Annotated in this window: 18 protein-coding genes and 1 tRNA gene; 15 read left to right on the forward strand and 4 right to left on the reverse strand. The window is 65.4% G+C overall.

Annotated features, from left to right (window positions below; genetic code table 11):
• Window positions 1-301 precede the first annotated feature (301 nt).
• A complete protein-coding gene (locus tag GRX03_RS10275) occupies window positions 302-1,255 on the forward strand; it encodes a ferritin-like domain-containing protein (protein ID WP_368278295.1) in 954 nt (317 codons plus the stop codon).
• Window positions 1,256-1,552: 297 nt separating this feature from the next.
• On the opposite strand, the gene GRX03_RS10280 is transcribed toward GRX03_RS10275, so the two are convergent.
• Window positions 1,553-1,625 (reverse strand) — tRNA-Asp (locus tag GRX03_RS10280).
• A 238-nt stretch (window positions 1,626-1,863) separates the two neighbouring features.
• Between GRX03_RS10280 and GRX03_RS10285 the strand changes: the two genes are divergently transcribed.
• The 7 genes from GRX03_RS10285 to GRX03_RS10315 all read left to right on the forward strand — a co-directional run bounded on the left by GRX03_RS10285 (window position 1,864) and on the right by GRX03_RS10315 (window position 11,493).
• Window positions 1,864-2,091, forward strand: a complete 228-nt coding sequence (locus tag GRX03_RS10285; protein WP_159764105.1) for a DNA-directed RNA polymerase subunit H — start codon at window positions 1,864-1,866, stop codon at window positions 2,089-2,091.
• Window positions 2,091-3,653, forward strand: coding sequence for a DNA-directed RNA polymerase subunit B'' (locus tag GRX03_RS10290; protein WP_159764106.1), 1,563 nt, complete (start codon window positions 2,091-2,093; stop codon window positions 3,651-3,653). Before GRX03_RS10285 ends, GRX03_RS10290 begins: the two co-directional genes overlap by 1 nt.
• Before the next feature lies 1 nt (window position 3,654).
• A complete protein-coding gene (rpoB, locus tag GRX03_RS10295; protein ID WP_159764107.1) occupies window positions 3,655-5,484 on the forward strand; it encodes a DNA-directed RNA polymerase subunit B in 1,830 nt (609 codons plus the stop codon).
• Window positions 5,485-8,394, forward strand: a complete 2,910-nt coding sequence (locus GRX03_RS10300; protein ID WP_159764108.1) for a DNA-directed RNA polymerase subunit A' — start codon at window positions 5,485-5,487, stop codon at window positions 8,392-8,394.
• A 12-nt stretch (window positions 8,395-8,406) separates the two neighbouring features.
• A complete protein-coding gene (gene rpoA2, locus GRX03_RS10305; protein ID WP_159764109.1) occupies window positions 8,407-9,606 on the forward strand; it encodes a DNA-directed RNA polymerase subunit A'' in 1,200 nt (399 codons plus the stop codon).
• Between the two features lies 1 nt (window position 9,607).
• Complete coding sequence (locus GRX03_RS10310; protein ID WP_159764110.1) at window positions 9,608-10,033, forward strand: NusA-like transcription termination signal-binding factor; 426 nt, start codon at window positions 9,608-9,610, stop codon at window positions 10,031-10,033.
• Between the two features lie 428 nt (window positions 10,034-10,461).
• Complete coding sequence (locus tag GRX03_RS10315; protein ID WP_159764111.1) at window positions 10,462-11,493, forward strand: sensor histidine kinase; 1,032 nt, start codon at window positions 10,462-10,464, stop codon at window positions 11,491-11,493.
• An 89-nt stretch (window positions 11,494-11,582) separates the two neighbouring features.
• Here the strand turns inward: GRX03_RS10315 and GRX03_RS10320 are convergent, their stop codons facing one another.
• The gene (locus GRX03_RS10320; RefSeq protein ID WP_159764112.1) at window positions 11,583-12,806 is read right to left on the reverse strand and encodes a CaiB/BaiF CoA transferase family protein; all 1,224 of its coding nucleotides are present in this window, start codon (window positions 12,804-12,806) and stop codon (window positions 11,583-11,585) included.
• A gap of 97 nt (window positions 12,807-12,903) precedes the next feature.
• Here GRX03_RS10320 and arsN2 point away from each other — a divergent pair, with 97 nt between their 5' ends.
• From arsN2 to GRX03_RS10345, 5 genes are all read left to right on the forward strand, one after another.
• Window positions 12,904-13,347 (forward strand): arsenic resistance N-acetyltransferase ArsN2, encoded by a 444-nt coding sequence (arsN2, locus tag GRX03_RS10325; protein ID WP_159764113.1) that lies wholly within the window; start codon window positions 12,904-12,906, stop codon window positions 13,345-13,347.
• Between the two features lie 101 nt (window positions 13,348-13,448).
• Complete coding sequence (locus GRX03_RS10330) at window positions 13,449-14,102, forward strand: lactate utilization protein (protein ID WP_159764114.1); 654 nt, start codon at window positions 13,449-13,451, stop codon at window positions 14,100-14,102.
• A 108-nt stretch (window positions 14,103-14,210) separates the two neighbouring features.
• On the forward strand, window positions 14,211-15,866 hold the full coding sequence (locus GRX03_RS10335) for a thiamine pyrophosphate-binding protein (protein WP_159764115.1): 1,656 nt from the start codon (window positions 14,211-14,213) through the stop codon (window positions 15,864-15,866).
• Window positions 15,867-15,969: 103 nt separating this feature from the next.
• Complete coding sequence (locus GRX03_RS10340) at window positions 15,970-17,397, forward strand: ribonuclease H-like domain-containing protein (RefSeq protein ID WP_159764116.1); 1,428 nt, start codon at window positions 15,970-15,972, stop codon at window positions 17,395-17,397.
• Window position 17,398: 1 nt separating this feature from the next.
• On the forward strand, window positions 17,399-19,801 hold the full coding sequence (locus tag GRX03_RS10345; protein WP_159764117.1) for a DEAD/DEAH box helicase: 2,403 nt from the start codon (window positions 17,399-17,401) through the stop codon (window positions 19,799-19,801).
• Between the two features lie 11 nt (window positions 19,802-19,812).
• Here the strand turns inward: GRX03_RS10345 and GRX03_RS10350 are convergent, their stop codons facing one another.
• Together GRX03_RS10350 and GRX03_RS10355 are read right to left on the reverse strand one after the other, a co-directional pair.
• On the reverse strand, window positions 19,813-21,282 hold the full coding sequence (locus GRX03_RS10350) for an HPP family protein (protein ID WP_159764118.1): 1,470 nt from the start codon (window positions 21,280-21,282) through the stop codon (window positions 19,813-19,815).
• Between the two features lie 91 nt (window positions 21,283-21,373).
• Window positions 21,374-22,075, reverse strand: coding sequence for a 5-formyltetrahydrofolate cyclo-ligase (locus tag GRX03_RS10355; RefSeq protein WP_159764119.1), 702 nt, complete (start codon window positions 22,073-22,075; stop codon window positions 21,374-21,376).
• 128 nt (window positions 22,076-22,203) lie between these two features.
• On the opposite strand from GRX03_RS10355, the gene GRX03_RS10360 reads away from it, so the two are divergent.
• Window positions 22,204-23,511, forward strand: coding sequence for an O-acetylhomoserine aminocarboxypropyltransferase/cysteine synthase family protein (locus GRX03_RS10360; RefSeq protein ID WP_159764120.1), 1,308 nt, complete (start codon window positions 22,204-22,206; stop codon window positions 23,509-23,511).
• Window positions 23,508-24,713 (forward strand): homoserine O-acetyltransferase MetX, encoded by a 1,206-nt coding sequence (gene metX, locus GRX03_RS10365; protein ID WP_159764121.1) that lies wholly within the window; start codon window positions 23,508-23,510, stop codon window positions 24,711-24,713. The genes GRX03_RS10360 and metX overlap by 4 nt, the downstream gene beginning before the upstream one ends.
• Window positions 24,714-24,724: the final 11 nt, after the last annotated feature.

Genomic DNA, 24,724 nt, shown 5'->3' on the forward strand with positions numbered 1-24,724 from the left:
CCCGACGGTCGGGAGAGGTCGTCGCAGTCGTCGGAATCTCACATCTCGACTCGCTTGGGGACCGTCTCCGTGAGAGCGGCCAGTCTCACCGTTGACTGCTTTGATTCACGCGAATGAATCGGACGCCGTCGTTTCCGGTTCCCGATCATTACCCGAAACAACGACACGTTACCGCACGACGGGACCGACCTCGCTCGGCGGCGTCTCTGACCCCGCGAACTGGTAGGTAACGTCACCGAACTGAGGCGGGCTGGCGCTGTGCCGATACATAACAAAATGAGATCCGTCCGGTGGAGTGAACGTGGTTCAAAACGACAGCGACGACCGAGACCAGACGAATCGTACACCCAACAACACACGCCGACAGTTCGTCGCCGGAACGGCCGGTGCGCTCGGCGGACTCGCGGCCGGCGCTGGATTTGTCGCTCCGACGCTCGCACAGGAGGGGGACGACGGAACGGGTCAGGACGGGGAGGACGGCCAGGGCGGAGACCAGCCGATCCAAAACGAGTTCGAGGACGACGTTGCCATCCTGAACTACGCCCTGACCCTCGAGTACCTCGAGGCGGCCTTCTACCAGCGAGGGCTCCAGAACCTCGCAGAGGAAGACTTCTGTAACTGTGGGGTCCTCGGCGAGGACAGCGCCCTCGGCCAGCGCGTCTATCAGGAACTGCAGACAGTTCGGGACCACGAACAGGCCCACGTGGAGACGCTCAGCCAGACGATCGAGTCGCTGGACGGAGAGGTGACAGAATCGCCGTCGTTCGACTTCGGCGTCCGCGTCGAATACGCGGATGTCTTCCTCGCGACGGCCGCGCAGTTCGAGGATATCGGCGTCTCGGCGTACGCGGGTGCCGCTCCGTTCATCCAGAACGCCGACCTCGTTCCGCCCGCGCTCGGCATCCACAGCGTCGAAGCCCGCCACGCCTCGTTCCTGCGGACGGTCACGGGGCGCTCGGGCTTTCCCAACGTGGTCGACGAAGCCCGCTCCCGTTCCGAGGTGCTGTCACTGGCCGGCGAGTTCATCTCTGAAGAGAGTGGCACACCGTACGAACCGATGGACGGGGGCGAGAACGGTGGCGACATGCCCACCGATCCCGGCACCGGAAACGAGACGGATCCCGGTACTGGCAACGAAACGGATCCCGGCACCGGAAACGAGACGGAGCCGGAACCCGGTACTGGTAACGAGACGGAGCCGGAACCCGGTACTGGTAACGAGACGGAGCCCGGCACCGGAAACGAAACCGGATAACACGCCGCCAGCCCTGCGTTCTTTTTTGCGATACGTCCAGCCAACCGCAGAGGGCGGGAACCGTACGTCGATACGGCCGTTCCCAGCGAGTCACATCTGAGCGGACCGATCGGTCAAGTCGACGAGTCCTCGCTCGGACTTCACGCCGACGGTCTCTTCTCTGTGCGGACCTGGGTTTTTCTCTCGATGAGCACACGCCGTGGAGTAGTGGGGTTCCGATCTCGCTTCGTCGTACGACGGTTTCAGTCGTCGTTCCGACACGCAAAGCGGTCGCTCACCGGGTTGAATTTCAGGAAGCGCCCGAGGCGGGATTTGAACCCGCGTCACGACCGTGACAGGGTCGTATGATGGGCCACTACACCACCCGGGCTTGCTCGCATTACTCCGTATCCCGGTTATGGTATTAAGGCTTTCCAAACGCGACCGGTGCGCGGACCGGGTATTTATATACTCCCCTGTTGTACTGTGAACTGCGAACACGGTTCATCACCCCGACCTCGTTGGCGGGTCCGGTAGCGTGTGCCAGCCTATTCAAAAAGAGTTATATATGCTCCGACTATAGTGGGCTGTAGTATCTCGAATAGCTTCTTAGCCGATAAGCCACACTCATGGTAGATGTAAGCAACCACACACTCGTACCGGACCACACCCTCCTCGACGACGGCGAACTCGAGGAGGTTCTCGAGGAGTACAACATCGAAAAGACAGACCTGCCGAAGATCAAACGTACAGACCCGGCACTGCCGAAGGAGGCAGACACCGGCGACGTGGTCAAGATCACACGGGACTCACGAACCACGGACCAGGCCGTGGTCTATCGACTGGTGGTGGAATAATGAATATCGAGGACAAACGCAACATTTCACGGGAGTATTTTTCACGAGAACGGCTCGCAGAACACCACTTCCGGTCGTTTAACGCCTTTCTCGACCGGGGGATGCAGGAGGTCGTCGACGAGAAGGCGACCATCGAGACGGACATCGGCGACAAGGAGGGCGAAGAGCCGGTGTACGTCGAACTCGGGGACGTTCGGATCGTTACCCCGCGCGTCCGGGAGGCAGACGGCAGCGAGGAGTTGCTCTACCCGCAGGAGGCGCGGCTGCGCAACATCACCTACTCCGCGCCGGTGTTCATGGAGATGGCCGTCATCAAGGGCGGCGACGAAGAGGAGGAGGTCGTCGTCGACCAGACCGAGACGAAGATCGGTCGGATGCCGATCATGGTCGGCTCGAACAAGTGCAACATCGCCGATTTCACCCGCGAGGAGCTGATCGACATCGGCGAGGACCCCGCCGACCCCGGCGGCTACTTCATCGTCAACGGCTCCGAACGCGTGCTGATGACCAGCGAGGACCTCGCGCCGAACAAGATCCTCGCCGAGACCGACACCAAGTACGGCGACACCATCGAAGTCGCGAAGACGTTCAGCCAGCGCCGGGGCTACCGCGCGCTGGTGCTCTGTGAGCGGACGCGGGACGGGCTGCTCGAAGTCTCGTTCCCGTCGGTCTCGGGCAGCGTCAACTTCGTGACGCTCGTGCGCGCGCTCGGCCTCGAATCCGACGAGGAGATCGTCCACCGCGTCAGCGACGACCCCGAGATTGTGAAGTTCATGCTGGAGAACCTGGAGGCCGCAGACGTGCAGACGACCGAGGAAGCCATCGAGTCCCTCGGGAAACGCGTCGCCTCCGGACAGGGCAAAAACTACCAGCTCAAGCGCGCGAACTACGTCATCGACCGGTATCTCCTCCCGCACCTCCACGAAGAGGGCGTCGACGAGGAGGACGTCCGGATCAACAAGGCGTACTATCTCTGCCGGATGGCCGAGGCCTGTTTCGAGCTCGCACTCGGCCGCCGAGAGCCGGACGACAAGGACCACTACGCCAACAAGCGCCTGAAAGTCTCCGGCGACCTGATGCGAGACCTGTTCCGGACGGCGCTGAACAAGCTCGCACGGGACGTGAAATACCAGCTCGAACGGGCGAACATGCGAAACCGACAGCTCTCGGTCTCGACGGTCGTTCGCTCGGACGTGCTGACCGAACGGCTGGAGCACCCGATCGCGACGGGCAACTGGGTCGGCGGCCGCTCGGGCGTGAGCCAACTGGTCGACCGGACGGACTACATGGGCGTTCTCTCCCACCTGCGGCGGCTTCGCTCGCCGCTTTCCCGCTCGCAGCCACACTTCGAGGCACGGGACCTGCACGCGACCCAGTGGGGTCGGATCTGTCCGTCCGAGACGCCGGAGGGGCCGAACTGTGGGCTCGTGAAGAACTTCGCGCAGGCGATGGAGCTGTCACAGAACGTCGAGGACGAACAGGAGCTAAAACAGGAACTCGCACAGATGGGAGTCGAGGGCATCCCAGGCATCGAAAGCGTCGAACAGCCCGCGGACGACTAACATGAGCCAGCAACAACGAGAAGCCAAAGTCTACGTCAACGGATCGCTGGTGGGGACACACCCCCAGCCAAAGCAACTCGCGGAGCAGATCCGCCAGGCCCGCCGCCGCGGCGATATCAGCCAGATGGTCAACGTCTCGGTCGACGAGAGCACCGACGAGGTCATCGTCAACGCCGACGCCGGCCGCGCCCGCCGACCGCTTCTGGTCGTCGAGGACGGTGAACCGCTGATCTCCGACGAGGAGATCGAAGCCTTGGAGGCCGGGAACATCGAGTTCCAGGATCTGGTCGACCGCGGTCTGGTCGACTTCATCGACGCCGAGGAGGAGGGAGATATCCTCGTCGCCGTCGACGAGGAGGAGTTGACCGAGAAGCACACCCACCTCGAAATCGACCCACAGCTGATGTTCGGGATCGGTGCGGGGATGATCCCCTACCCCGAGCACAACGCCAGCCCCCGAATTACGATGGGATCGGGGATGATCAAGCAGTCGCTGGGGCTGCCGTCGGCGAACTACCGGATCCGCCCGGACACGCGCCAGCACCTGCTGCACTACCCACAGCTGTCGATGGTCAAGACACAGACCACAGAACAGATCGGATACGACGACCGCCCCGCGGCGCAGAACTTCGTCGTGGCCGTGATGAGCTACGAGGGGTTCAACATCGAGGACGCCCTCGTCATGAACCAGGGATCGGTCGAGCGCGCGCTCGCCCGCTCGCACTTCTTCCGGACCTACGAGGGCGAGGAGCGGCGCTACCCCGGCGGTCAGGAGGACCGCTTCGAGATTCCCGACGAGGAGGTTCGGGGCGCGCGCGGCGAGGAAGCGTACACCCACCTCGACGAGGACGGCCTCGTCAACCCCGAGACGGAGGTCGACGAGAACGCCGTCCTGCTCGGGAAGACCTCCCCGCCCCGGTTCCTCGAAGAGCCGGACGACATGGGCGGGCTCTCCCCGCAGAAGCGCCGAGAGACCAGCGTCACGATGCGCTCCGGCGAGTCCGGGGTCGTCGACACGGTGACGCTGATGGAAAACGAGGACGGCTCGAAGCTCTCGAAGGTGTCCGTCCGAGACGAGCGGATCCCGGAACTGGGCGACAAGTTCGCCAGCCGACACGGGCAGAAGGGTGTCGTCGGCCACATCGCTCCGCAGGAGGACATGCCCTTCACAGAGCAGGGCGTCGTTCCGGACCTGATTCTCAACCCGCACGCGCTGCCGTCCCGGATGACCGTCGGTCACATCCTGGAGATGATCGGCGGCAAGGTCGGTTCGCTGGAAGGCCGCCGCGTCGACGGGACCGCATTCACCGGCGAGGACGAGGAAGATCTCCGTGGCTCGCTGGAGGAGCACGGTTTCAAATCCAGCGGGAAGGAGATCATGTACTCCGGTATCACCGGCGAGAAGATCGAGGCCGAGATCTTCGTCGGGACGATCTTCTACCAGAAACTGTACCACATGGTCTCGAACAAGATCCACGCGCGCTCGCGTGGCCCGGTGCAGGTGCTGACCCGCCAGCCCACGGAGGGTCGTGCCCGCGAGGGCGGCCTGCGTATCGGGGAGATGGAGCGGGACGTGTTCATCGGCCACGGCGCGGCGATGACGCTCAAGGAACGGCTGCTCGACGAGTCCGACCGCGAGTGGATCAACGTCTGCGGCGAGTGTGGGATGGCGGCCGTCGAGAACGTCGAACAGCGCCGCGTCTACTGTCCGAACTGCGACGAGGAGACCAACGTCCACGAGGTGGAGATGTCCTACGCGTTCAAGCTCCTGCTCGACGAGATGAAAGCACTCGGAATCGCACCGCGGATCGAACTGGAGGAGGCAGTATAAATGAGTCAGCAAGCACCACAGGAGATCGGTCAGCTCAGTTTCGGGCTGATGGACCCCGAGGAGTACCGCGAGATGAGTGCCACCAAGATCATCACGGCCGACACGTACGACGACGACGGCTTCCCCATCGACATGGGGCTGATGGACCCGCGGCTGGGCGTGATCGATCCGGGCCTCGAATGCAAGACCTGCGGCAAACACTCCGGGTCGTGTAACGGCCACTTCGGTCACATCGAACTGGCCGCGCCGGTCATCCACGTCGGTTTCGCCAAACTCATCCGGCGACTGCTCCGTGGCACCTGTCGCGAGTGTGCGCGGCTCTGTCTCACCGAAGACGAGAAACGCGAGTTCTCAGAGAACCTCGACCGGACGCGCGCGCTGGGACAGGACCTCAACGACGTGACGAAGGCCGCGATCCGTCAGGCCCGGAAGAAAGACCGGTGTCCGCACTGCGGCGAACCGCAGTACGACATCCAGCACGAGAAGCCGACGACCTACTACGAGGTCCAGCAGGTGCTGTCCTCGGAGTACTCCGACCGCATCGCCGCCGCGATGGAACCGGACGAGGACTCCGAACGGGTGACGCCGACGGAACTGGCCGAGGAGACGGATATCGATCCCGGCCGGATCCAGGAGATTCTCTCCGGGGACTTCCGACCCCGCGAAGAGGACCGGAAAGCGATCGAGTCCGCGCTGGACGTCGATCTGACCGAGGAGGACATGAACAAACTGATGCCTTCGGACATCCGGGACTGGTTCGAGGCCATTCCGGACGAGGACATCGAGGTGCTCGGGATCAACTCCGACCGGTCGCGGCCGGAGTGGATGATCCTCACCGTCCTCCCGGTGCCGCCGGTGACGGCGCGGCCGTCGATCACGCTGGATAACGGCCAGCGCAGCGAGGACGACCTGACCCACAAACTGGTCGACATCATCCGGATCAATCAGCGGTTCATGGAGAACCGCGAGGCCGGTGCGCCCCAGTTGATTATCGAAGACCTCTGGGAACTGCTGCAGTACCACGTCACCACGTTCATGGACAACGAGATCTCGGGGACGCCGCCCGCACGACACCGCTCGGGTCGGCCGCTGAAGACCCTCTCCCAGCGCCTGAAAGGCAAGGAGGGGCGGTTCCGCGGCTCGCTGTCCGGGAAACGCGTCAACTTCTCCGCTCGAACGGTCATCTCGCCGGACCCCACCCTCAGCCTCAACGAGGTCGGCGTTCCCGACCGGGTCGCGAAGGAGATGACACAGACGATGAACGTCAACGAGCGGAACCTGGAGGAGGCACGCCGCTACGTCAGCAACGGGCCGGAGTCCCACCCGGGCGCGAACTACGTCCGGCGTGAGGACGGCCGTCGGCTCAAGGTGACCGAGAAGAACTGCGAGGAACTCGCGGAGAAGGTCGAGCCGGGCTGGGAGGTCTCTCGCCATCTCATCGACGGCGACATCGTGATCTTCAACCGCCAGCCGTCGCTGCACCGGATGTCGATCATGGCCCACGAGGTCGTCGTGATGCCGTACAAGACGTTCCGACTCAACACCGTCGTCTGCCCGCCGTACAACGCGGACTTCGACGGCGACGAGATGAACATGCACGCCCTCCAGAACGAGGAGGCCCGCGCGGAGGCCCGCGTGTTGATGCGCGTACAAGAGCAGATGCTCAGCCCGCGGTTCGGTGAGAACATCCTCGGTGCGATCCAGGATCACGTCACCGCGACCTACCTGCTCACCAACCAGAACCCACACTTCAACGAGACGCAGGCGCTGGATCTGCTCCGGGCGACTCGCATCGACGAACTGCCCGAACCCGACGGCGTCGAGGACGGCGAGGAGTACTGGACCGGTCGGACGGTCTTCTCCGAACTCCTGCCGGACTCGCTGGATCTGGAGTTCACCTCCTCGGCCGGCGATACCGTCGTCATCGAGGACGGCGAACTCATCGAGGGTACCATCGACGAGGACGCGGTCGGTGCCTTCGGCGGCGAAGTCGTCGACACCATCGCCAAGCAGTACTCCCGGACCCGGGGCCGGATCTTCATCAACGAGGTCTCCTCGGTCGCGGTCCGGACGATCATGCACTTCGGGTTCTCGATCAGTATCGACGACGAGTCGATCCCACCGGAGGCACAGGCACAGGTCGACGAGGCGATCGAGGAAGCCAACGAGCGCGTCGAGGAACTGATCGAGACCTACGAGCGCGGCGAACTCGAATCGCTCCCGGGCCGAACGATCGACGAGACCCTGGAGATGAAGATCATGCAGACGCTCGGGCAGGCCCGTGACAGCGCGGGCGACATCGCCGAGGACCACTTCGACGACGACAACCCCGCCGTTGTGATGGCCGAGTCCGGGGCGCGTGGGTCGATGCTGAACCTCACCCAGATGGCCGGCTGTGTCGGCCAGCAGGCGGTCCGTGGCGAGCGGATCAACCGCGGCTACGAGAACCGGACGCTCAGCCACTTCGAGGAGAACGACCTCTCGGCGGACGCCCACGGCTTCGTGGAGCACTCCTACCGCGAGGGGCTCAACCCCAAGGAGTTCTTCTTCCACGCGATGGGCGGCCGCGAGGGGCTGGTCGACACCGCGGTCCGAACGTCGAAGTCGGGCTATCTCCAGCGCCGGCTGATCAACGCGCTCTCTGAGCTCGAAACGCAGTACGACGGGACCGTCCGAGACACCTCGGATACCATCGTTCAGTTCGAGTTCGGTGAGGACGGCACCTCGCCGGTCGAGGTCTCCAGTTCCGAGGAGGAGGACGCGGTCGATGTCGACCAGATCGCGGACCGCGTGCTCGAAAGCGAGTTCCAAGACGAGCGAGAGAAAGAACAGTTCCTCGGGGAGACCCGCGAGCCGACGAACCTCTCCGAGCACGCCGACGACTGGTGGCTCGCACAGAGTGACGACTGACCAGGTGATACAATGACAGAGTACGACGTATCCAACGATATCGAGGCGATAGTCGAGGACGCAGACCTCCCGCGGCGGCTCAAAGACGAGGTCTACGAGACCCTCGCAGACCGCGACGTAACGACCGAGCAGGCCGACGAAATCGTCCAGGCGACGGTCGCGGAGTACTACAACTCCCGGGTCGACCCGCTGGACCCGGTCGGGACCGTCTCCGCACAGTCCATCGGGGAGCCGGGGACGCAGATGACGATGAACACCTTCCACTACGCGGGGGTCGCGGAGATCGACGTGACGCAGGGACTGCCGCGGCTGATCGAACTCGTCGACGCCCGGAAGGAGCCGGACACGCCGATGATGACGGTCTATCTCGAAGACGAGTTCGCGCAGAACCGCGAGCGCGCACACGAGGTCGTCTGGAAGATCGAGGCGACGAAGATCCTCCAGTTGGGCGACGTTTCGACGAACGTCGCGGACATGCTCGTCCAGGTCGCCCTGAACGAGGACACGCTCCGCGAGCGGTGGCCGACCGTCGAGGATCCCGTCGAGGTGGCCGAGGAGATCGCAGCGACCATCGAGTCCAAACTCGGCGTCGAGACCCGCCAGCGCGGGCTCGTCATCGAGTTCGGTCCCGAGCAGCCCTCGTACCGGGATCTGCTCCAACTCGTTGAGGAACTGCGCGAAATCGTCTTCAAGGGGATCGAGGAGATCTCACGAGTGGTGATCCGCAAGGAGGAGACCGACCAGGGCGAGGAGTTCATCCTCTACACCGAGGGATCGGCCTTCGGCGACGTGCTCGACATCGAGGGCGTCGACGCCTCCAGGACGACGTGTAACAACATCCACGAGATCCACCGCAACCTCGGAATCGAGGCCGCCCGCGAGGCGATCATCGAGGAGACGATGAACACCCTCGAAGAGCAGGGGCTTGACGACGTGAACATCCGTCACCTGATGCTGGTCGCCGACATCATGACCAACGAGGGGACCATCGAATCCATCGGTCGGCACGGCATCTCGGGGTCGAAAGACTCCGTGCTCGCCCGGGCGGCGTTCGAGGTGACGGTCAGTCACCTGCTCGACGCCGCGATCCACGGCGAGATCGACGAACTCGACGGCGTGACCGAGAACGTCATCGTCGGCAAGCCGATCAAGCTCGGCACCGGCGACGTGAACCTGCGGATGACAAGCGGCAGCGGCGAACAGGCCGACTAGGATGACGATCACACTCTCGGACGAAGCGCGCCAGCTCGCCGGCCTCTTCGAGACCGAAACCGAGGCCACGGTCAAAGACTGCCTCCTCGACGAGGAGTTCGACCGGGTGATCTTCCTTATCAAGACCGGGGAGATGGGCAAGGCCATCGGTGCCGGCGGCGAGCACGTCTCCCGCGTCGAGCAGCGCATCGGCAAATCGATCAAGCTCGTCGAAGACGCCCCGACCGCGGAGGATTTCGTCGCGAACACGCTAGCTCCCGCGGCCGTCTACAACGTCACGATCAGCGAAAACGACGACCGTCTCGCCTACGTCGAGGTGGCCGAAGAGGACCGCGGCGCCGCCATCGGCGCCGACGGCCGCAACATCGACGCGGCCCGCCGACTCGCGGAGCGACACTACGACATCGACGATATCGAGTTAACGTAGGCTCAGATCGTCCTCTGAGCCGGCCACGGTCTTATTCGTTCGGCACCGAATAGTCGGTACGTCACCCGCTGACCGGCAGCCGGAGACTCCCACGTGGGCCGCGGTTCTGCTGGCCGTCCTCGTCGGCGTCACCTTCGCCTTCGGGATCGTGGTTCCCCAGAGCATCGCCGAACCGATCGCGTGCTGGCTCAGTATCGGGCGAGTCGTCCTGAGCCTGTTCGTCGTCTACCTGTTCTACCGGTTCGCCGTCGCCGTCGAGAAAATCGCCGACGAGATGCGACCGTCTCGGAACTTGAGTGTGCGGTCCTGGGTTCTGTTCGATCGGTTCCTATCACGGGCAAACCTAGCAGATGTTTTTAATAAGTACGTAACCAGTATCTGTACTAGACGGGCGGCCCGTGGCGCGGTACATACCGAACGTGCAAACGATGGTTGCCGATCACACCCCAGAGCCAGCGTACCGAGCACTACTCGACACAGCGACAGATCCGTTGTGGGTCGCCTCCGGCGACGGGGAGTTCGTCGTCGTGAACGAAGCCGTCTCCGAACTCACGGGGTACGAGAGCGCGGAACTCCGGGGTAACTCACTGACAGTGGTGTTCGGGGAGGGAAACGAACAGTGGCGACACCACCACCAGTTTCTCCGTGATCGCGGGCCGCCGGAGACCGCGGGGTGGGTCGATAAGATCACCACAAAACGCGGCGTGACGATTCCAGTCGAGGTCCACTGTCGCGCGCTCGCGGTCGAGGCCGGGACGCTCGTACTCGGTCGCATGCAGGATCGTCGGGGAGCCAGACAGCAACAGCAGAAACTTTCAATTCTCAACCGCGTGCTCCGGCACAACATCCGCAACGAAATGAACATCATCCTCGGCAAGGCGTCACTGCTGCAGGAGATCGACGACGAAGGCTACCGGACCGCGGCCGAGAAAATCGAACACCGGAGCAACAGAATCATCGACATCAGCGACAAGGTGCGCCGGGCGCAGGAGCATCTCACGGTCCCCGACGACGAAGAGTGTGCGCTCGATCTCGTCGACGAGACCGAACAGGCGGTCCGCGCGCTCTCGATTGCACGGCCGGCGTCCACGATCCGGACTTCTCTGCCATCGAGTGCACTCGCTCTCGCGCCCCCCTCAGTCGACATCGCCCTGCGGGAACTGATAGAGAATGCGATCGTCCACGCCGAGGCGACCGACCCGGTCGTCGAAGTCGACATGGAAACCGGCGACCAACGCGTGTCCGTCCACGTCAGAGATCACTGTCCACCGATCCCGGAGGGCGTCACGGAGACGATCCGTCACGGTTCGGAACATCCACTCCGTCACAACGACGGGATCGGTCTGTGGATCGCAAAGTGGATCGCCAACTCCGTCGGAGGGGAACTCTCGTTTTGCCGCCGCTCCGACGACAGTGGCAACGACGTGGTTCTCTCGTTCGACGCTCTCGATCGGGTGTGACTCCGATCGCTCGCTGACGAACCCCGCCGTGCGCCCTTCTCTTCCGAAGTCGTCGAGTCCGCGGCTCCTACGGAGGGTCGCGACCCCGATTACCGAACAGATCCCGATTCGCGCAGTGTCTCGATATCCTCCTGTGAGTAGCCGAACTCCCGGAGAATCTCCGTCGTCTGTTCGCCCAGCAACGGCGGGTGCGCGTCGAAGGCCGTCGTCCCGTTCTGGAAGTTCATCGGGCTGTCCGGCATCTCCACCTCGCCCACGGTCGGGTGGTCGATCGTCCGCCGCATGTTTCTGGCCTCGATCTGCGGATGCGAGAACACGTCGGCCATGTCGTTGACCGCCCGGGCGGGTACGTCGTGGTCCTGGAGTTGCTCGACAATCTCTGCGGTCGTGTAGCTCTCTATCTCCTCGGTCAGGATGGCTTCGAGTTCCTCGCGGTTGTCGACCCGCTGTTCGTTGGTCGCGAAGCGGTCGTCGTCGATCAACTCCTCGCGGCCGAGCGCCCGACAGAACCGCGGCCAGATGTTCTCCGACGCGCAGGCGACGACCACGTAGTCGTCTTTCGTCGGGAACGCCTGGTACGGGACGATCGTCGGGTGGCGACTGCCCATCCGTCCCGGCGGGTCACCGGTGCCGAAGTAATAGGAGGCCATGTAGGTCTGCCAGGCGACGACGCTGTCGAAGAGACTGATGTCGATCTTGTCGCCGCCGCTGTCGGCGAACTCCCGTCGGAAGAGGCGGGCGAGAATCGCCTGCGTCGCGTACATCCCCGCCGCGATGTCGACGATAGCGATCCCGACCCTGGCCGGTTCGCGGCCGCTCTCGCCGGTGATCGACATCAGCCCGCCCTCGGCCTGCATGATGAGATCGTATGCCGGTCGGTGTCTGTACGGCCCCGTCTCGCCGTAGCCCGTGATGTGACAGTAGACGAGATCCGGATTCTCCTCGCGCAGATCGTCGTACCCGAGCCCCCAGTCGTCCATCTGCCCGACGCGGAAGTTCTCGACGAGCACGTCCGCCTCGCTCGCGAGGTCGCGAAACACCTCTCGCCCCTCTTCGCTGGCGAGATTCAGCGAGACCGAGCGTTTGTTCCGATTGATGCTCAGGTAGTACGCCGATTCCTCGGAAGCGCCGTAGGTCGGCGGTTTCCAGCCCCGGGTCTGGTCGCCGCCGTCGGGTCGCTCGACTTTAATCACGTCCGCCCCCAGATCGCCCAACTGCATCGTACAGAACGGTCCCGAGAGTACCCGCGACGCGTCGAGAACCGTGAGCCCCGAAAGCGGCGCGACATCCTCACTCTGCTCGTTGCCGGTCATGGCTACCCAATCGGGTGGCTGGTACTAGTCGGTTGTCCCTCGTTCCGGGTGTGTGGTAGCTCGAACAGCTATTACGCTGGCGGGAGTACGTCGATCCATGGCTTCGGAGAGGCCCACGCTCCAGCGCGCGACCCCTGCCGATCACCCGTATGTCGTCTCGCTTCTCAGGGACAACGACCTGCCGGCCGAGGATGTCCCCGGGGCGCTCGATACGCTGTACGTCGCCTACGACGGAGACGAGCGCGTCGGCGTCGGCGGATTCGAGCGCCACGGCAGTGCCGGACTGCTCCGCTCGCTCGCGGTCGAGGAGTCGGCCCGTGACGCGGGAGTCGGAACGGCGCTGTGCACCCGACTGGAAGCGACGGCCCGAGAACGGGGAATCGACGCGCTGTACCTGCTCACGACGACGGCCGCCGAGTTCTTCCTCGCTCGCGGGTACACCCGGATCGGCCGCTCCGACGCCCCCGACCCGATCCGAGAGACACGGGAGTTCGAGGATCTCTGTCCGGCGACGGCGGCCTGTCTGCGGCGATCTCTGTGATCGTCGGATCGGTGAGTAACACTCGTCTCACCACCTGACACCGGTGTCCGCGAGCACTTATGCGGCTTCTCCACTTAGGTCTCGGTGTAGATTACTTCAGCATGTCAGAAAAAGCAACATACGCAGCCGAGACTACGATCGAGGAGTCGTTGGACGACGTTCCGGACGAGGAGACGATCGAGGAGACGGTCGAAAACCTCGAAGACAACGGCTTTAACGTCGTCGTCGTCGACTCGGGCGAGGAGGCGCTCGCGGAGATCAAGTCAGCGATCCCCGCCGGCGCGTCGGTGATGAACGGCCACTCGACGACGCTCGAAGAGATCGGTTTCGCGGAGTATCTGAGCGAGGGCGACCACGAGTGGGAGAGCCTCGCCGACGAGATCTGGAGCATCGACGACGACGCCGAGCGACAGGCCGCCCGCCGCGAGTCCCAGACCGCCGAGTACTTCCTCGGTGGCATCAACGCTATCTCCGCGACCGGCGAACTCGTCGCGGCCGACCGCTCGGGTAGCCGGATCGGTGCCTACCCCTTCGCCGCCGAGAACGTCCTCATCGTCAGCGGCGTGAACAAGATCGTCCCGACGCTCGAAGACGCGCTCGACCGTCTCGAATCCGTCGCCTACCCCCTCGAAAACGAGCGCGCACAGGAGGCCTACGGCGTCGAATCCGAAATCGCGAAACAGCTCATCTTCCGACAGGAACTCGAAGAGGACCGGACGACGGTCCTGCTGATCCGCGACAACTTCGGCTACTGATCCCAGTTCCAACGGCACTGTTGGCATCACCGCCGTTGGCGTCGACAACGCCGTCGCAGTTTCTCTCTTTTGGGTGCACTTTTTGATCGTCTCCCCCGAAACGGCCGTATGCGCGTCAGCCGCGGGGTCGTCGAACGACTCGCCGCCAGTGGGATCGACACCGTCTTCGGGATTCCGGGCAAGCAGACACTTCCGTTGAACGAGGCAATCGACCGGCGCGAGGACCTCCGCTTCGTCGGTGCCCGCCACGAGACGGCGGTCTCTCACGCCGCGTGGGGCTACGCCGAGACCAGCGGCCGCCCCGCCGCGACGCTGGTCGTTCCCGGCCCGGGAGATATGAACGCCCTGAACGGCCTCAAAAACGCGTACAACGACTGCACGCCGCTCGTGCATCTCGCCGTCGAGACCGAACCCGACGTCCGCGGCGGCGACGGCATCCACGAGACGCCTCCCGAAGTCTACGACCCGGTCGTCAAATCGAACACGGTAATCGAGCGGCCCTCGGCGGTCGCCGTCGAACTCCAGCGGGCTATCGACACCGCGCTCCGCCCGCCGACCGGTCCCGTCAGGGTCGGCATCCCGAAGAACTTCCTCACCGAGGATCGTCCGCTCGCAACAGCCTCACGGACCGACGACGCCTCCTCGACTCCCGTCCCGCAGGCGGATATCGAAGACGCGGCGACCTGTCTCGCGGGCGCGAACCGCCCGGCGATACTTGTCGGGGGCGGCGTCAGGACCGCGGAGGCGGACTCGGAACTCCTCGCGGTCGCCGACCGACTCGACGCGCCCGTCGTCACGACTTACAAGGGCAAAGGCGTGATTCCGGACTCGAACGACCGCGTCGCCGGCACGCTCTCCGGGAGCGCGCCCCCGGAACTCCTCGACTGCCTGGCGAGCAGCGACGCGTTGCTGGCAGTCGGCACCGACTTCGACGCCGTGGCGACCCGAGGTTGGTCCGTCGAGACGCCCGACGAAATTGTCCACATCACGCTTTCGCCCGGTGACCTCGGGACCGGATACGATCTCAGCGTGGGTATCGTCGCCGACGCCGCAGACGCCCTCGACGCGCTCGATGAGGTGCTCGAATCGCACGCCGTCGGTGACGGCGGGGGTCGCGAGCGAGCGACCGCCGTCCGGGAGGCGATGGACGACCGGGTCGAATCGCTGCTGGCGGAGACGACACCGCTGAGTTCGGTCCGGGCGTTGCGGGCCGTCCGCGAGGCCGTCCCCGAGGAGACGGTCGTCTCCGTCGACGCCGGCGGCTTTCGGGTCTGGGCGCTGAACACCTTCGACGCGAGCGGGCCGCGCCGGTACGTCAACCCCGGTTCGTGGGCGACGATGGGAACCGGTCTCCCCGCGGCGCTCGGCGCACAGATCGCCAACCCGGACCGCGACGTGCTCGCACTCGCCGGTGACGGCGGCTTGCTGATGTCGATTCACGAACTGCACACCGCCGCCAGCGAGGGCATTCCGGTGACTGTCGTCGTGTTCAGAAACGACGATTACGCGATCATCACCGAGGAGGCGGGTCGCTCGTTCGGAATTCAGGACGGCTACGATTGGTCGGAGACGCCGCTGGATTTCGTGACGATTGCCGCGGGGATGGGTGTCGAGGCGACACGTGCAGAGACGCCAGCAGAGATCGATACGGCACTCTCGGCGGCGCTGGACAGCGACGAACCCCGGTTGGTCGAGGTTCCGACCGACCCCGACGAACCACAGGCGAGCGAGTGGCTCTCCCCCGACGACGAGTCCCCGGAGTGACCGGCCGATCCGACCTCGACACAGTTGGCTCCGTCAGTAGGGGCGCGGTGTCGTCCGGCGGAGACAGGCTGATATATGCCCGGACACTACCACCGCCATCCACATGTCCGGTCAGATCGGACTGACTGTCTACTCGGCCGATGCGGTCTCCCGGATGACGACCGCACAGCTCCGGGATTCGCTTTCGTACTTCTCACCCGATGTCGTCGCGGTCGCCCGGCCCCAACACGAACGACAACTCCGACAGGCGCTCTCGTCGGAGACGCCGACCGTCGTCACCGAGCGGACTCAGCGGACGGTACAGCGACTCTACAGCTCTGCGTCGGTCGATCTCGTTCGAGTTGCCGGCGTCGACTCATTAGGAGAACTCGTGGCTCTCGAAGGCGATGGGGTCTCGGTGTCGGGCGAGACCTACGTGCTCTCGGATCTGCTCAGCGTCGATCTCGATCTGGTCAACCTCGAAACCCGTCTCGACGGACGCGAGGCGTACGAAGCGGCCGTTCCGGACGACCTCTCCGGGAGCTACACCCACCTCACGACCGAGGCGAACCCGGGCTACCGCAACGACTGGGGGTCGCTCGCGGTCCAGGGAGCCATGCCCGGTGCGAACGAACGACAGGGACAGACCGCTCCCGGCATCGCCCACCTCCGGTTGCGGGCCGACGGCGTCGTCTGTACCCGCACCCGCTCGCCCGAGCAGTTCGGCCTGCGCGCGCTGGAGCAGGTCGGGGAGACCCGTGCGCAGACGTTGCGAGAGGCCGGCTTTCGCTCGCGGGAGGCCGTCGCAGCGGCCGATCTCACCGACCTTCGGGAACTGACGGGGTTCGGCCGCGAGACGGCCCGGACCGTCATCGAAAGCGCGACTGCGACGGTCGAGGGCACCGTCCGACGGTACGGCGACGAGGGCTTCCCCGGGGCCGATCCCGTGTTCATCGATATCGAGACCGACGGACTCAACCCGACGATGATCTGGCTGATCGGGGCGCTGGACGCCAGCACCGACGAGTACCGGTCGTTTCTCGCGCGGGAGGAACCCGCCGCGGCGCTTGAAGCCTTTCTCTCCTGGCTCCAGCACACCGTCGGCAGCCGGCCCGTCGTCGCCTACAACGGTCGCTCGTTCGATTTCCCGGTTATCGAGGAACAACTCGCCGAACACTGTCCCCAGTATCTCGACGTGTGGGACGACATCTGGACCTTCGATCCGTACTACTGGGCGACGACGAGAGACCAGGCGCTGTTGCCCGGCCGGACGAACAAACTGGGTGACGTCGCGGCCGCGCTGGGCTGGGACGACGCCGGGACGGGGCTGACGGGTGCGGCCGTCGCCCGTCTGTTTCAGCGCTGGCAGGCCAATCCCTGCGAAGCGACCGAACTCGACTGGGAGCGTCACGAACGGTACTGCGAAGACGACGTGCGTGCGCTCGCGTACGTCTACGACGCGCTGGCGGAGGCGAGTCGGACTCACCGTGCGGGCACTGACACCTCCGCGACGGGGAGCGACACCACCCAGGGACAACTGAGTGATTTCTGAGATGAGCGAGTACACCCCGACCACCGACGAGGTGCTGGACCCCGGGACGCTCCGGGAGAGCTATCCCGACTACGAGGGGCAACTGCAACACACCCAGACGCTGCCCGCCCGCGAGGCCGACCACGTCCCGGCGAGCAGCGTCCTCCCGGCGCGGTTGGCCGACGCCCTCGGCGCCGACCTGTACTCCCACCAGGGGGAGGCGCTGGAACTGCTGACAGACGGGGACGACGTCACCGTCGCCACGTCGACGGCCTCCGGCAAGACCTGGATCTACACGCTGTACTTCGCGCTGTTGAAACAGCGCAACCCGGACGCCCGCGGCATCTTCCTCTACCCGACGAAGGCGCTGAGCGCCGACCAGGAGGCGGCGATCAACGACCTCTTCGAGCGGTTGGGCGTCGACGCGACGGCGGAGACTTACGACGGCGACACCCCGAGCGACCGCCGACCGCTGATCCGCGACCGGGCGGATGTCGTCATCTCGAACTTCGCGGGAATCAACGTCTATCTGAACAGCCACGCGAAGTGGCGGTCGCTGTTCCGGGACTGCGAACTGCTCGTCCTCGACGAGAGCCACACCTACACCGGCATTCACGGGATGCACGTCGCGTGGACGCTGCGCCGGCTCAGACGACTGCTCGATTACTACGGCGCCGACCCGCAGGTGGTCTGCTCGACGGCCACCATCGGCAACCCCGCCGACCACTCGCGACAGATCACGGGGAGCGAGTCCGCCGTCGTCGACGAGGACGGCAGCCCGCGGGGCCGCAGAGAGATCGCCTTCTGGCAGCCACGCGTCACCGACGAGGAGGCCGGCGCCCTCACCGACGACGGCCTCCTGCCAGCGATGCGGCAGGGAGCCAACGGCGAGACAGCCGAACTCGCCGCGCACCTCGGCCTCCACGGCGTGCAGACGCTGGCGTTTACGCGGTCCCGACAGGGAACCGAGATCGCGGCCAAACAGGCGGTCAACGCCGCCCGTGAGCATCCCGACGGCGGCTATCTCGATGTCGACCCCTACCACGCCGGGCTGAGCAAGGAGAAACGCCGATCGATCGAGTACGCGCTCAAACAGGGCGACACCGACATCGTCTTCACGACCAACGCCCTCGAACTCGGCATCGACATCGGCTCGGTCGACGCGACGGTGCTGTCGGGCTATCCGGGAACGCGACAGTCCTTCTGGCAGCAGGTCGGCCGGGCGGGTCGCGGTACCTCGACGGCGCTCTCGGCGCTGGTTCCCCGCGGGGACGCAATCGATCAGTACATCCTCGACAACCCGGAGTACCTGCTCGCTGACGACGTCGAGGACGCGGTCGTCGACCTGGACAACGACGCCGTCTACGCCCGACACGTGCTCTGTGCCAGCGCGGAGCGACCGCTGACGCGGGCCGACGCGGAGTGGTTCGGCCCCGAGGACCGACTCCGACGCGCCGTCGAGATGTGGCGTGATGCCGGCCAGATGACCGGCGACCTGGATCGCGGGGCGCAGTACGACGGCCCGCCGCGCCCGCAGGCCGACATTTCGATGTACGCGAGCACGGACGAGCAGTACAGCGTCAGGTGTACGAACGGCGACATCGACATGGAGCCGCTCGGCCGCGACCGGGTGTACCGGGAGTACCACCCCGGCGCGCTGACGCTGTACGACGGCCAGCAGTACGAGGTCCAGGAGGTCGTCGAGGACGTGCCCCGGCCGTACGTCGAACTCCGGGCGGTCTCGACGCGGGAGTACACGCGCACGCTGAGCGACAAGCAGATCCGGGATATCGAGAGCCAGCGGCGGATCGACCTCGGCGGCGGGTTCGTCCTCCACGCCGGAATGGGGACCGTCGACGTGCACTACCACTCCTTCAAACGGATCGATATCGACACCGGCCAGCCCGTCGGTCCCCCGCAGGCGACCGGGTTAGAACCGCTCTCGCTGCGCACGCAACTCACCTGGATCCGACTCCCCGAACGCCTCCTCGACCGCGTTCTCGGAGAGATCCCCGACGACTCGATGCTCGATCCCCCGGAGGAGAGTCCGCTGGGCGACCAGGAGTGGACGCTGGCGGGAGGGCTGCACGGCGCAGAGCACGGGATGATCAAACTCGCACCGCTCACGCTACGTCTCGACAACTCCGACATGGGTGGACTGAGTACGCTCGCCCACCCCGAGACCCACTCGCCGGTCTGGTTCATCCACGACGCCGTCGAGGGCGGAGTCGGGTTCGCTCACAGCATCTACGACAACTTCGAGGCGGTCGCCGCGAAGACCCGCGAGCGGGTCGACTCCTGTGACTGCGGCCGCGACGAGGGCTGTCCGGCCTGTCTGATGAGTTCGCAGTGTGGCAACGAGAACGAACCGCTGCACCGGCCGGCCACCACCGCGATCCTGGACGCGGTGCTCGACCGGCTGTAACGCCGCGGTCGTCAGTTCCGGTCGACGATTGCCACGTCGACGTCCAGTTCGTCGACCCGCTGGAACGTCGGCGGGGTGAGCAGCCGCGAGGCGAGACTGCGGTCCCGGCTGGCGCCCATGATGACCAGATCGTACTCCGGGGCGTTCCGTTCGAGGAAGGTATCGACCTCCATCTCGACGACTCTCGTCTCGATCGGGGCGGAAAACGGTTCGACGAGATCCGCCAGCATCGACTCCGCCTGTCGGTGTTCGCGTTCGCTACAGGAGCCGAGACAGGTCGCGACGCTGACGAAGCCGGTCGTGCCCGCCAGCCGCGTCGCGAACTCGACCATCCCGTGGGCAACGTCGCTGGTGCCCCGGACGGGGACGAGAATCCGGTTCCACTCTGTCAGGTCTCCGTCGGTTCGATGGGTGAGCACGTCGGTGTCGCCCCGGAACAGCGTCCGGACGAACGGTGAGAGCCGCTCGTCTTCGACCTCGTACGGCGTCGCGATCAGATCGCAGTTGACCCGCCGAGCGGCCCGCAGCGCGGTCTGTCCGGACTCCGGCCCGCCGGTCGCGACGACGACCTCGCAGGGGACTCCCGTTGCCGTCTCGATTTCGTGCGCCTGGCGTTCGAGGCGGTCGACGGAGTTCGCGACAGCCTCGTTGTCGGGCGGTTCGTCGAGCACGTCGGGGCTGTCGGTCGCCTCGGGGCGGTGCGTGCCGTCGCGCTGTTCGAGCAAGTCGCGCTCGGCCTCTGCGATCCACTCCTCGGCGACGAGATCCAGCAGGACGACCTTTCCGGCGCGGTGTGCCGCGGCGAGGCGGGCGGCGAGCATCGCCGTGCACTCCGCGTGGGGACCGCGCATCGGGACGAGGATGTGATCGTCGCCCCGGGAGGCTTCGTAGAGAAACTGATCGCGTCGCTCGTAGACCACTTCCCGCCAGACGGCGAATCCACCGGCGACGATGGCGCTGGAGGCGGCGACGCTCAGGACGTATATCTCGGGCCGTTCGACCTGCGCCTGGACGAACAGCGTCAGCAGCGCGGTCGAAAACGCCGCCGGCTCCTCGGTGTCGAGGAGCCAGGTCGTGATCCCCGTCAAGAATACGGCGAGCGACGCCGCGACGGGATTTACGCTGTTGGCCGCGGGCTGGTAGATCAGCGTCGAGGCGGCGACGACGGCGACCCAGCCACAGACCGCCCCGAGGGTCAGCCCGCCGACGAACCGCGAAATCGAGGCGTACCGCCCCTCGGGATCGGCAAAGAGGGTGAACGCCCCGGCGGCAAGCGGGGGATACAACAGAAAGGAGAGGCCAGGGACGGTGTTCGACAGCGCGGTCACGAAGCCGATAAGCAGCGGAACGAGCAGCAGAATCGAGAGGTGGACGAAGTTCTGCGTCGACTCGACCCACCGGCGCAGGTCCCGCCACCGGTACCGGACGGTCCGGCGGATCCGGACGGCGACCGACTGCACGCTGTCGCGAGGGCCGTTCATACCAGCGATTTGCGTGGAACCGTGTTAAGCCACTCGCCCGGCGTGGCCGACGCGTCGGGCGATCCAGCTACCGCGCCGTCAGGTCGTCCGCTCACCGAAGCCGATCCAGAACCGGAATCTCCTCGATTCGCTCCTCGCTCAGGTCGTCCCAGATGATCGCCTCGGGTTTCGGTCGGGCCGTCTCGACGGCCCGGACCTGCTCGGGCGTGACGATCAGATCCATCGGAACGTCGTGCGCGCCGGTTGGAATCTCCTCGTCGACGACCTGCAGTTCGTGGACGCTCGTCGCAGTCGTCGTCGAGTCGTCGACCAGTCCGAACTCCCGCAGGAGCGCGAACTCCAGATCGCTGTAGCCCTCGCCCTTTCCGACCCGCACGCCGTCCGGAGTGACGGCGACGCTGCCGGAGACGATCAGATCGATCGGCGGCATCTCGTCGGGACCGACCTGTACGCCCGCCTCCGAGGAGCCACCGACCGTCGTCGCCTGGTCGATGTCGTCGACTTCGGCCGGGTCGAGCCTGAGAAAGCAGCGCCCGTCGCGCAGCCGCGGCACGGCCATGTAGACGGTCTTTCCCTGTCTGAGCGCCGCGCGCCGGACCGGTAACTGCGGCGAATCGGGATTGGCCTTGATCGCGTCGGCCGCCTGCCACGCGTCGCGTTCGACCAGTCGGTCGGCGGCCTCCGCCGCGCCCGCGAAGTTGGGGATTCGACCGTGTGGCGGATACGGAAACCGCGCCGCCCCGCTCGCTTCGAGTTCGTCCCAGATCCGCTCGCGTACCTCCTGTTTGTCCATGTGTCCCCCTCGTGGTTCCTCCCAGTAGTAACCCGGTCTCTGGAACCGACACGCCACCGACTCTCACTGTCCGCGAGTTTTGCCGTAACTCGTGGTTATAGATACTTGGGGATATATGAGTCACGTACATGACTAAACGATCAGAGCAACCGCTGGGGTTCGGTACTCGCTGTGTCCACGCCGGGCAGCGAGAGCCGGACCCGGCGACAGGGGCGCGCGCCCCGCCGATCTACCAGACGACTTCTTACGTGTTCGACGACGCGGACAACGCCGCGAAGCGATACGCGCTCGAAGCGGACGGTAACGTCTACTCCCGGTTCGACAACCCCACCGTCTCGATGCTGGAGCAGCGACTCGCCAGCCTGGAGGGCGCTACCGCGGCCGTCGCCACCGGCTCCGGTATGGCCGCGCTCGACGCCGCCACGTCTGTTCTCGCCGCCGCCGGAGATAACGTCGTCACGGCATCGTCTATCTACGGCGGCACCCACTCCTACTACTCGAACACCGCGACCCGTCGCGGCATCGAACCCCGGTTCGTCGATACGCTCGACCCGGACGCGTACGCGGACGCCATCGACGAGCACACCGCGTACGTCCACTTCGAGACCATCGGCAACCCCTCGCTGGTGACGCCGGATTTCGAGGCTATCGCGGAAGTCGCTCACGACCACGGCGTCCCGGTCTTCGTCGACAACACCTTCGGGACGCCCGCTCTGTGTCGCCCGCTGGAACACGGCGCGGATCTGGTCTGGGAATCGACGACGAAGTGGATCCACGGCTCCGGGACCACCGTCGGCGGCGTCCTCGTCGAGGACGGCGGGTTCCCGTGGACGGAGTACCCGGATCGCTTCCCGGAAATCGGCGGCGAGAACCCCGCGTTCGACGGGACGGTCTTCGCGGAGGAGTTTCCGGACAGCCCGGTGACGACCGCGGCCCGCCAGCGCGCGGTCCGAAGCACCGGCAACGGACAGAAGCCCTTCGACGCGTGGGTGACGATGCAGGGCGCGGAGACGCTCTCGCTCCGGATGGAGCGACACTGCGAGAACGCCATGGCCGTCTCGGAGTTCCTCGACGACCACCCGGACGTGGCCTGGGTGGAGTACCCGGGTCTGGAGGACCACGAAACGCACGACAACGCCGCCGAGTATCTCGACGGCGGGTTCGGCGGCATGGTCACCTTCGGCCTGGAGGGCGGCTACGACTCGGCGGTGACGCTGTGTGAGGAGACCGACCTCGCGCAGTTTCTCGCCAACATCGGTGACGCCAAGACGCTGATCATCCACCCGGCGAGCACGACCCACGCCCAACTCAGCGAGGCGGAACAGCGCGCCTCCGGCGTCACGCCCGACTTGCTCCGGCTCTCGGTCGGTATCGAGGACGTAGCGGATATCATCGCCGACCTCGATCAGGCAATCGAGCGCGCGGAGTCAGCATGAACGTCGAACACGACACTCTCTCGCTGGGGAAGTTCGAGTTCGAGTGCGGCGAAACGATTCCGGATCTCGAACTCGCCTACGAGACCTACGGCGAGTTCACCGGCGAGAACGCGGTGTTAGTCTGTCACGCCCTGACCGGCAGCGCACACGTCGCGGGACACAGCCGCGCGTCCGGGACGGCCGGCCAGGCCCGCGCGTGGTGGGACGACATCGTCGGCCCGGGCAAGGCCATCGACACGACCGAGTACTACGTCATCTGCGCGAACGTGCCGGGGTCGTGTTACGGTTCGACCGGCCCGCCGTCGACGAACCCCGAGACCGGTGAGCCCTACGGCACCGACTTCCCGGCCGTGACAGTCACCGACTGGACGGAGGCACAGCGCCGCCTGCTCGACGAACTCGGCGTCCCGCACCTCCACGCCGTCGTCGGCGGCAGCGTCGGCGGCATGAACGTCCTCGAATGGGCGAAACGCCACCCGGATCACGTCGAGCGGATCGTTCCCATCGCCGCCGCTGCCCGCCTCGATCCGCAGTGTCTCGCTCTGGACGCGATTGCCCGGCGCGCGATCACGACCGACGACAACTGGAACGGCGGGGACTACTACGACGACGACCCGCCCTCGGACGGGCTGGCTATCGCCCGCCAGATCGGTCACGTGATGTATCTCTCGAAGTCCTCGATGGACCGCAAGTTCGGCCGTCGGGCCGCCGGTCGGGACGCGGTCCGGACGTTCCCGACGGACCCGGCGGCGGGCTTTTTCCCGTACCGAGACGTGGAGTCGTATCTCGACTACCAGGCCGAACAGTTCGTCGAGCGATTCGACGCGAACTCCTATCTCTATCTGACCCGGGCGATGGACAACTACGACCTCTCGCAGGGGTTCGAGGACGACGTGGACGCGCTGGCGGCGTTCGAGGGCGAGGCCCTCGTCATCTCGTTCACCGAAGACTGGCATTTCACCGTCCAGCAGGCGGAGGCGTTGGCCGACGCGATGCGAGAGGCCTCGCTCGACGTCGCACATCACGTCATCGAATCGGACCACGGCCACGACGCCTTCCTCGTCGAACCGGACAACGTCGGGCCCCCGGTGGCGGATTTCCTCGACGAGGGGCTCTCCGGGAGCGCGATCACGGATACCGACGAGGAGTTCGAGCCAGAAGACGAGTTCGCGCCCGTGCACACGAGTCTGTTCTCGCAGTGATAGTCTCTAAG

Source organism: Halovenus carboxidivorans (assembly GCF_009831575.1).
Taxonomy (GTDB): domain Archaea; phylum Halobacteriota; class Halobacteria; order Halobacteriales; family Haloarculaceae; genus Halovenus; species Halovenus carboxidivorans.

Excerpts from the sequence above, each read along its gene's own strand:
- GRX03_RS10285 (WP_159764105.1), top strand. The coding sequence starts at position 1,864 with ATGGTAGATGTAAGCAACCACACACTCGTACCGGACCACACCCTCCTC.
- GRX03_RS10290 (WP_159764106.1), top strand. The coding sequence starts at position 2,091 with ATGAATATCGAGGACAAACGCAACATTTCACGGGAGTATTTTTCACGA.
- rpoB (WP_159764107.1), top strand. The coding sequence starts at position 3,655 with ATGAGCCAGCAACAACGAGAAGCCAAAGTCTACGTCAACGGATCGCTG.
- GRX03_RS10300 (WP_159764108.1), top strand. The coding sequence starts at position 5,485 with ATGAGTCAGCAAGCACCACAGGAGATCGGTCAGCTCAGTTTCGGGCTG.
- rpoA2 (WP_159764109.1), top strand. The coding sequence starts at position 8,407 with ATGACAGAGTACGACGTATCCAACGATATCGAGGCGATAGTCGAGGAC.
- GRX03_RS10310 (WP_159764110.1), top strand. The coding sequence starts at position 9,608 with ATGACGATCACACTCTCGGACGAAGCGCGCCAGCTCGCCGGCCTCTTC.
- GRX03_RS10315 (WP_159764111.1), top strand. The coding sequence starts at position 10,462 with ATGGTTGCCGATCACACCCCAGAGCCAGCGTACCGAGCACTACTCGAC.
- GRX03_RS10320 (WP_159764112.1), bottom strand. The coding sequence starts at position 12,806 with ATGACCGGCAACGAGCAGAGTGAGGATGTCGCGCCGCTTTCGGGGCTC.
- arsN2 (WP_159764113.1), top strand. The coding sequence starts at position 12,904 with ATGGCTTCGGAGAGGCCCACGCTCCAGCGCGCGACCCCTGCCGATCAC.
- GRX03_RS10330 (WP_159764114.1), top strand. The coding sequence starts at position 13,449 with ATGTCAGAAAAAGCAACATACGCAGCCGAGACTACGATCGAGGAGTCG.
- GRX03_RS10335 (WP_159764115.1), top strand. The coding sequence starts at position 14,211 with ATGCGCGTCAGCCGCGGGGTCGTCGAACGACTCGCCGCCAGTGGGATC.
- GRX03_RS10340 (WP_159764116.1), top strand. The coding sequence starts at position 15,970 with ATGTCCGGTCAGATCGGACTGACTGTCTACTCGGCCGATGCGGTCTCC.
- GRX03_RS10345 (WP_159764117.1), top strand. The coding sequence starts at position 17,399 with ATGAGCGAGTACACCCCGACCACCGACGAGGTGCTGGACCCCGGGACG.
- GRX03_RS10350 (WP_159764118.1), bottom strand. The coding sequence starts at position 21,282 with ATGAACGGCCCTCGCGACAGCGTGCAGTCGGTCGCCGTCCGGATCCGC.
- GRX03_RS10355 (WP_159764119.1), bottom strand. The coding sequence starts at position 22,075 with ATGGACAAACAGGAGGTACGCGAGCGGATCTGGGACGAACTCGAAGCG.
- GRX03_RS10360 (WP_159764120.1), top strand. The coding sequence starts at position 22,204 with ATGACTAAACGATCAGAGCAACCGCTGGGGTTCGGTACTCGCTGTGTC.
- metX (WP_159764121.1), top strand. The coding sequence starts at position 23,508 with ATGAACGTCGAACACGACACTCTCTCGCTGGGGAAGTTCGAGTTCGAG.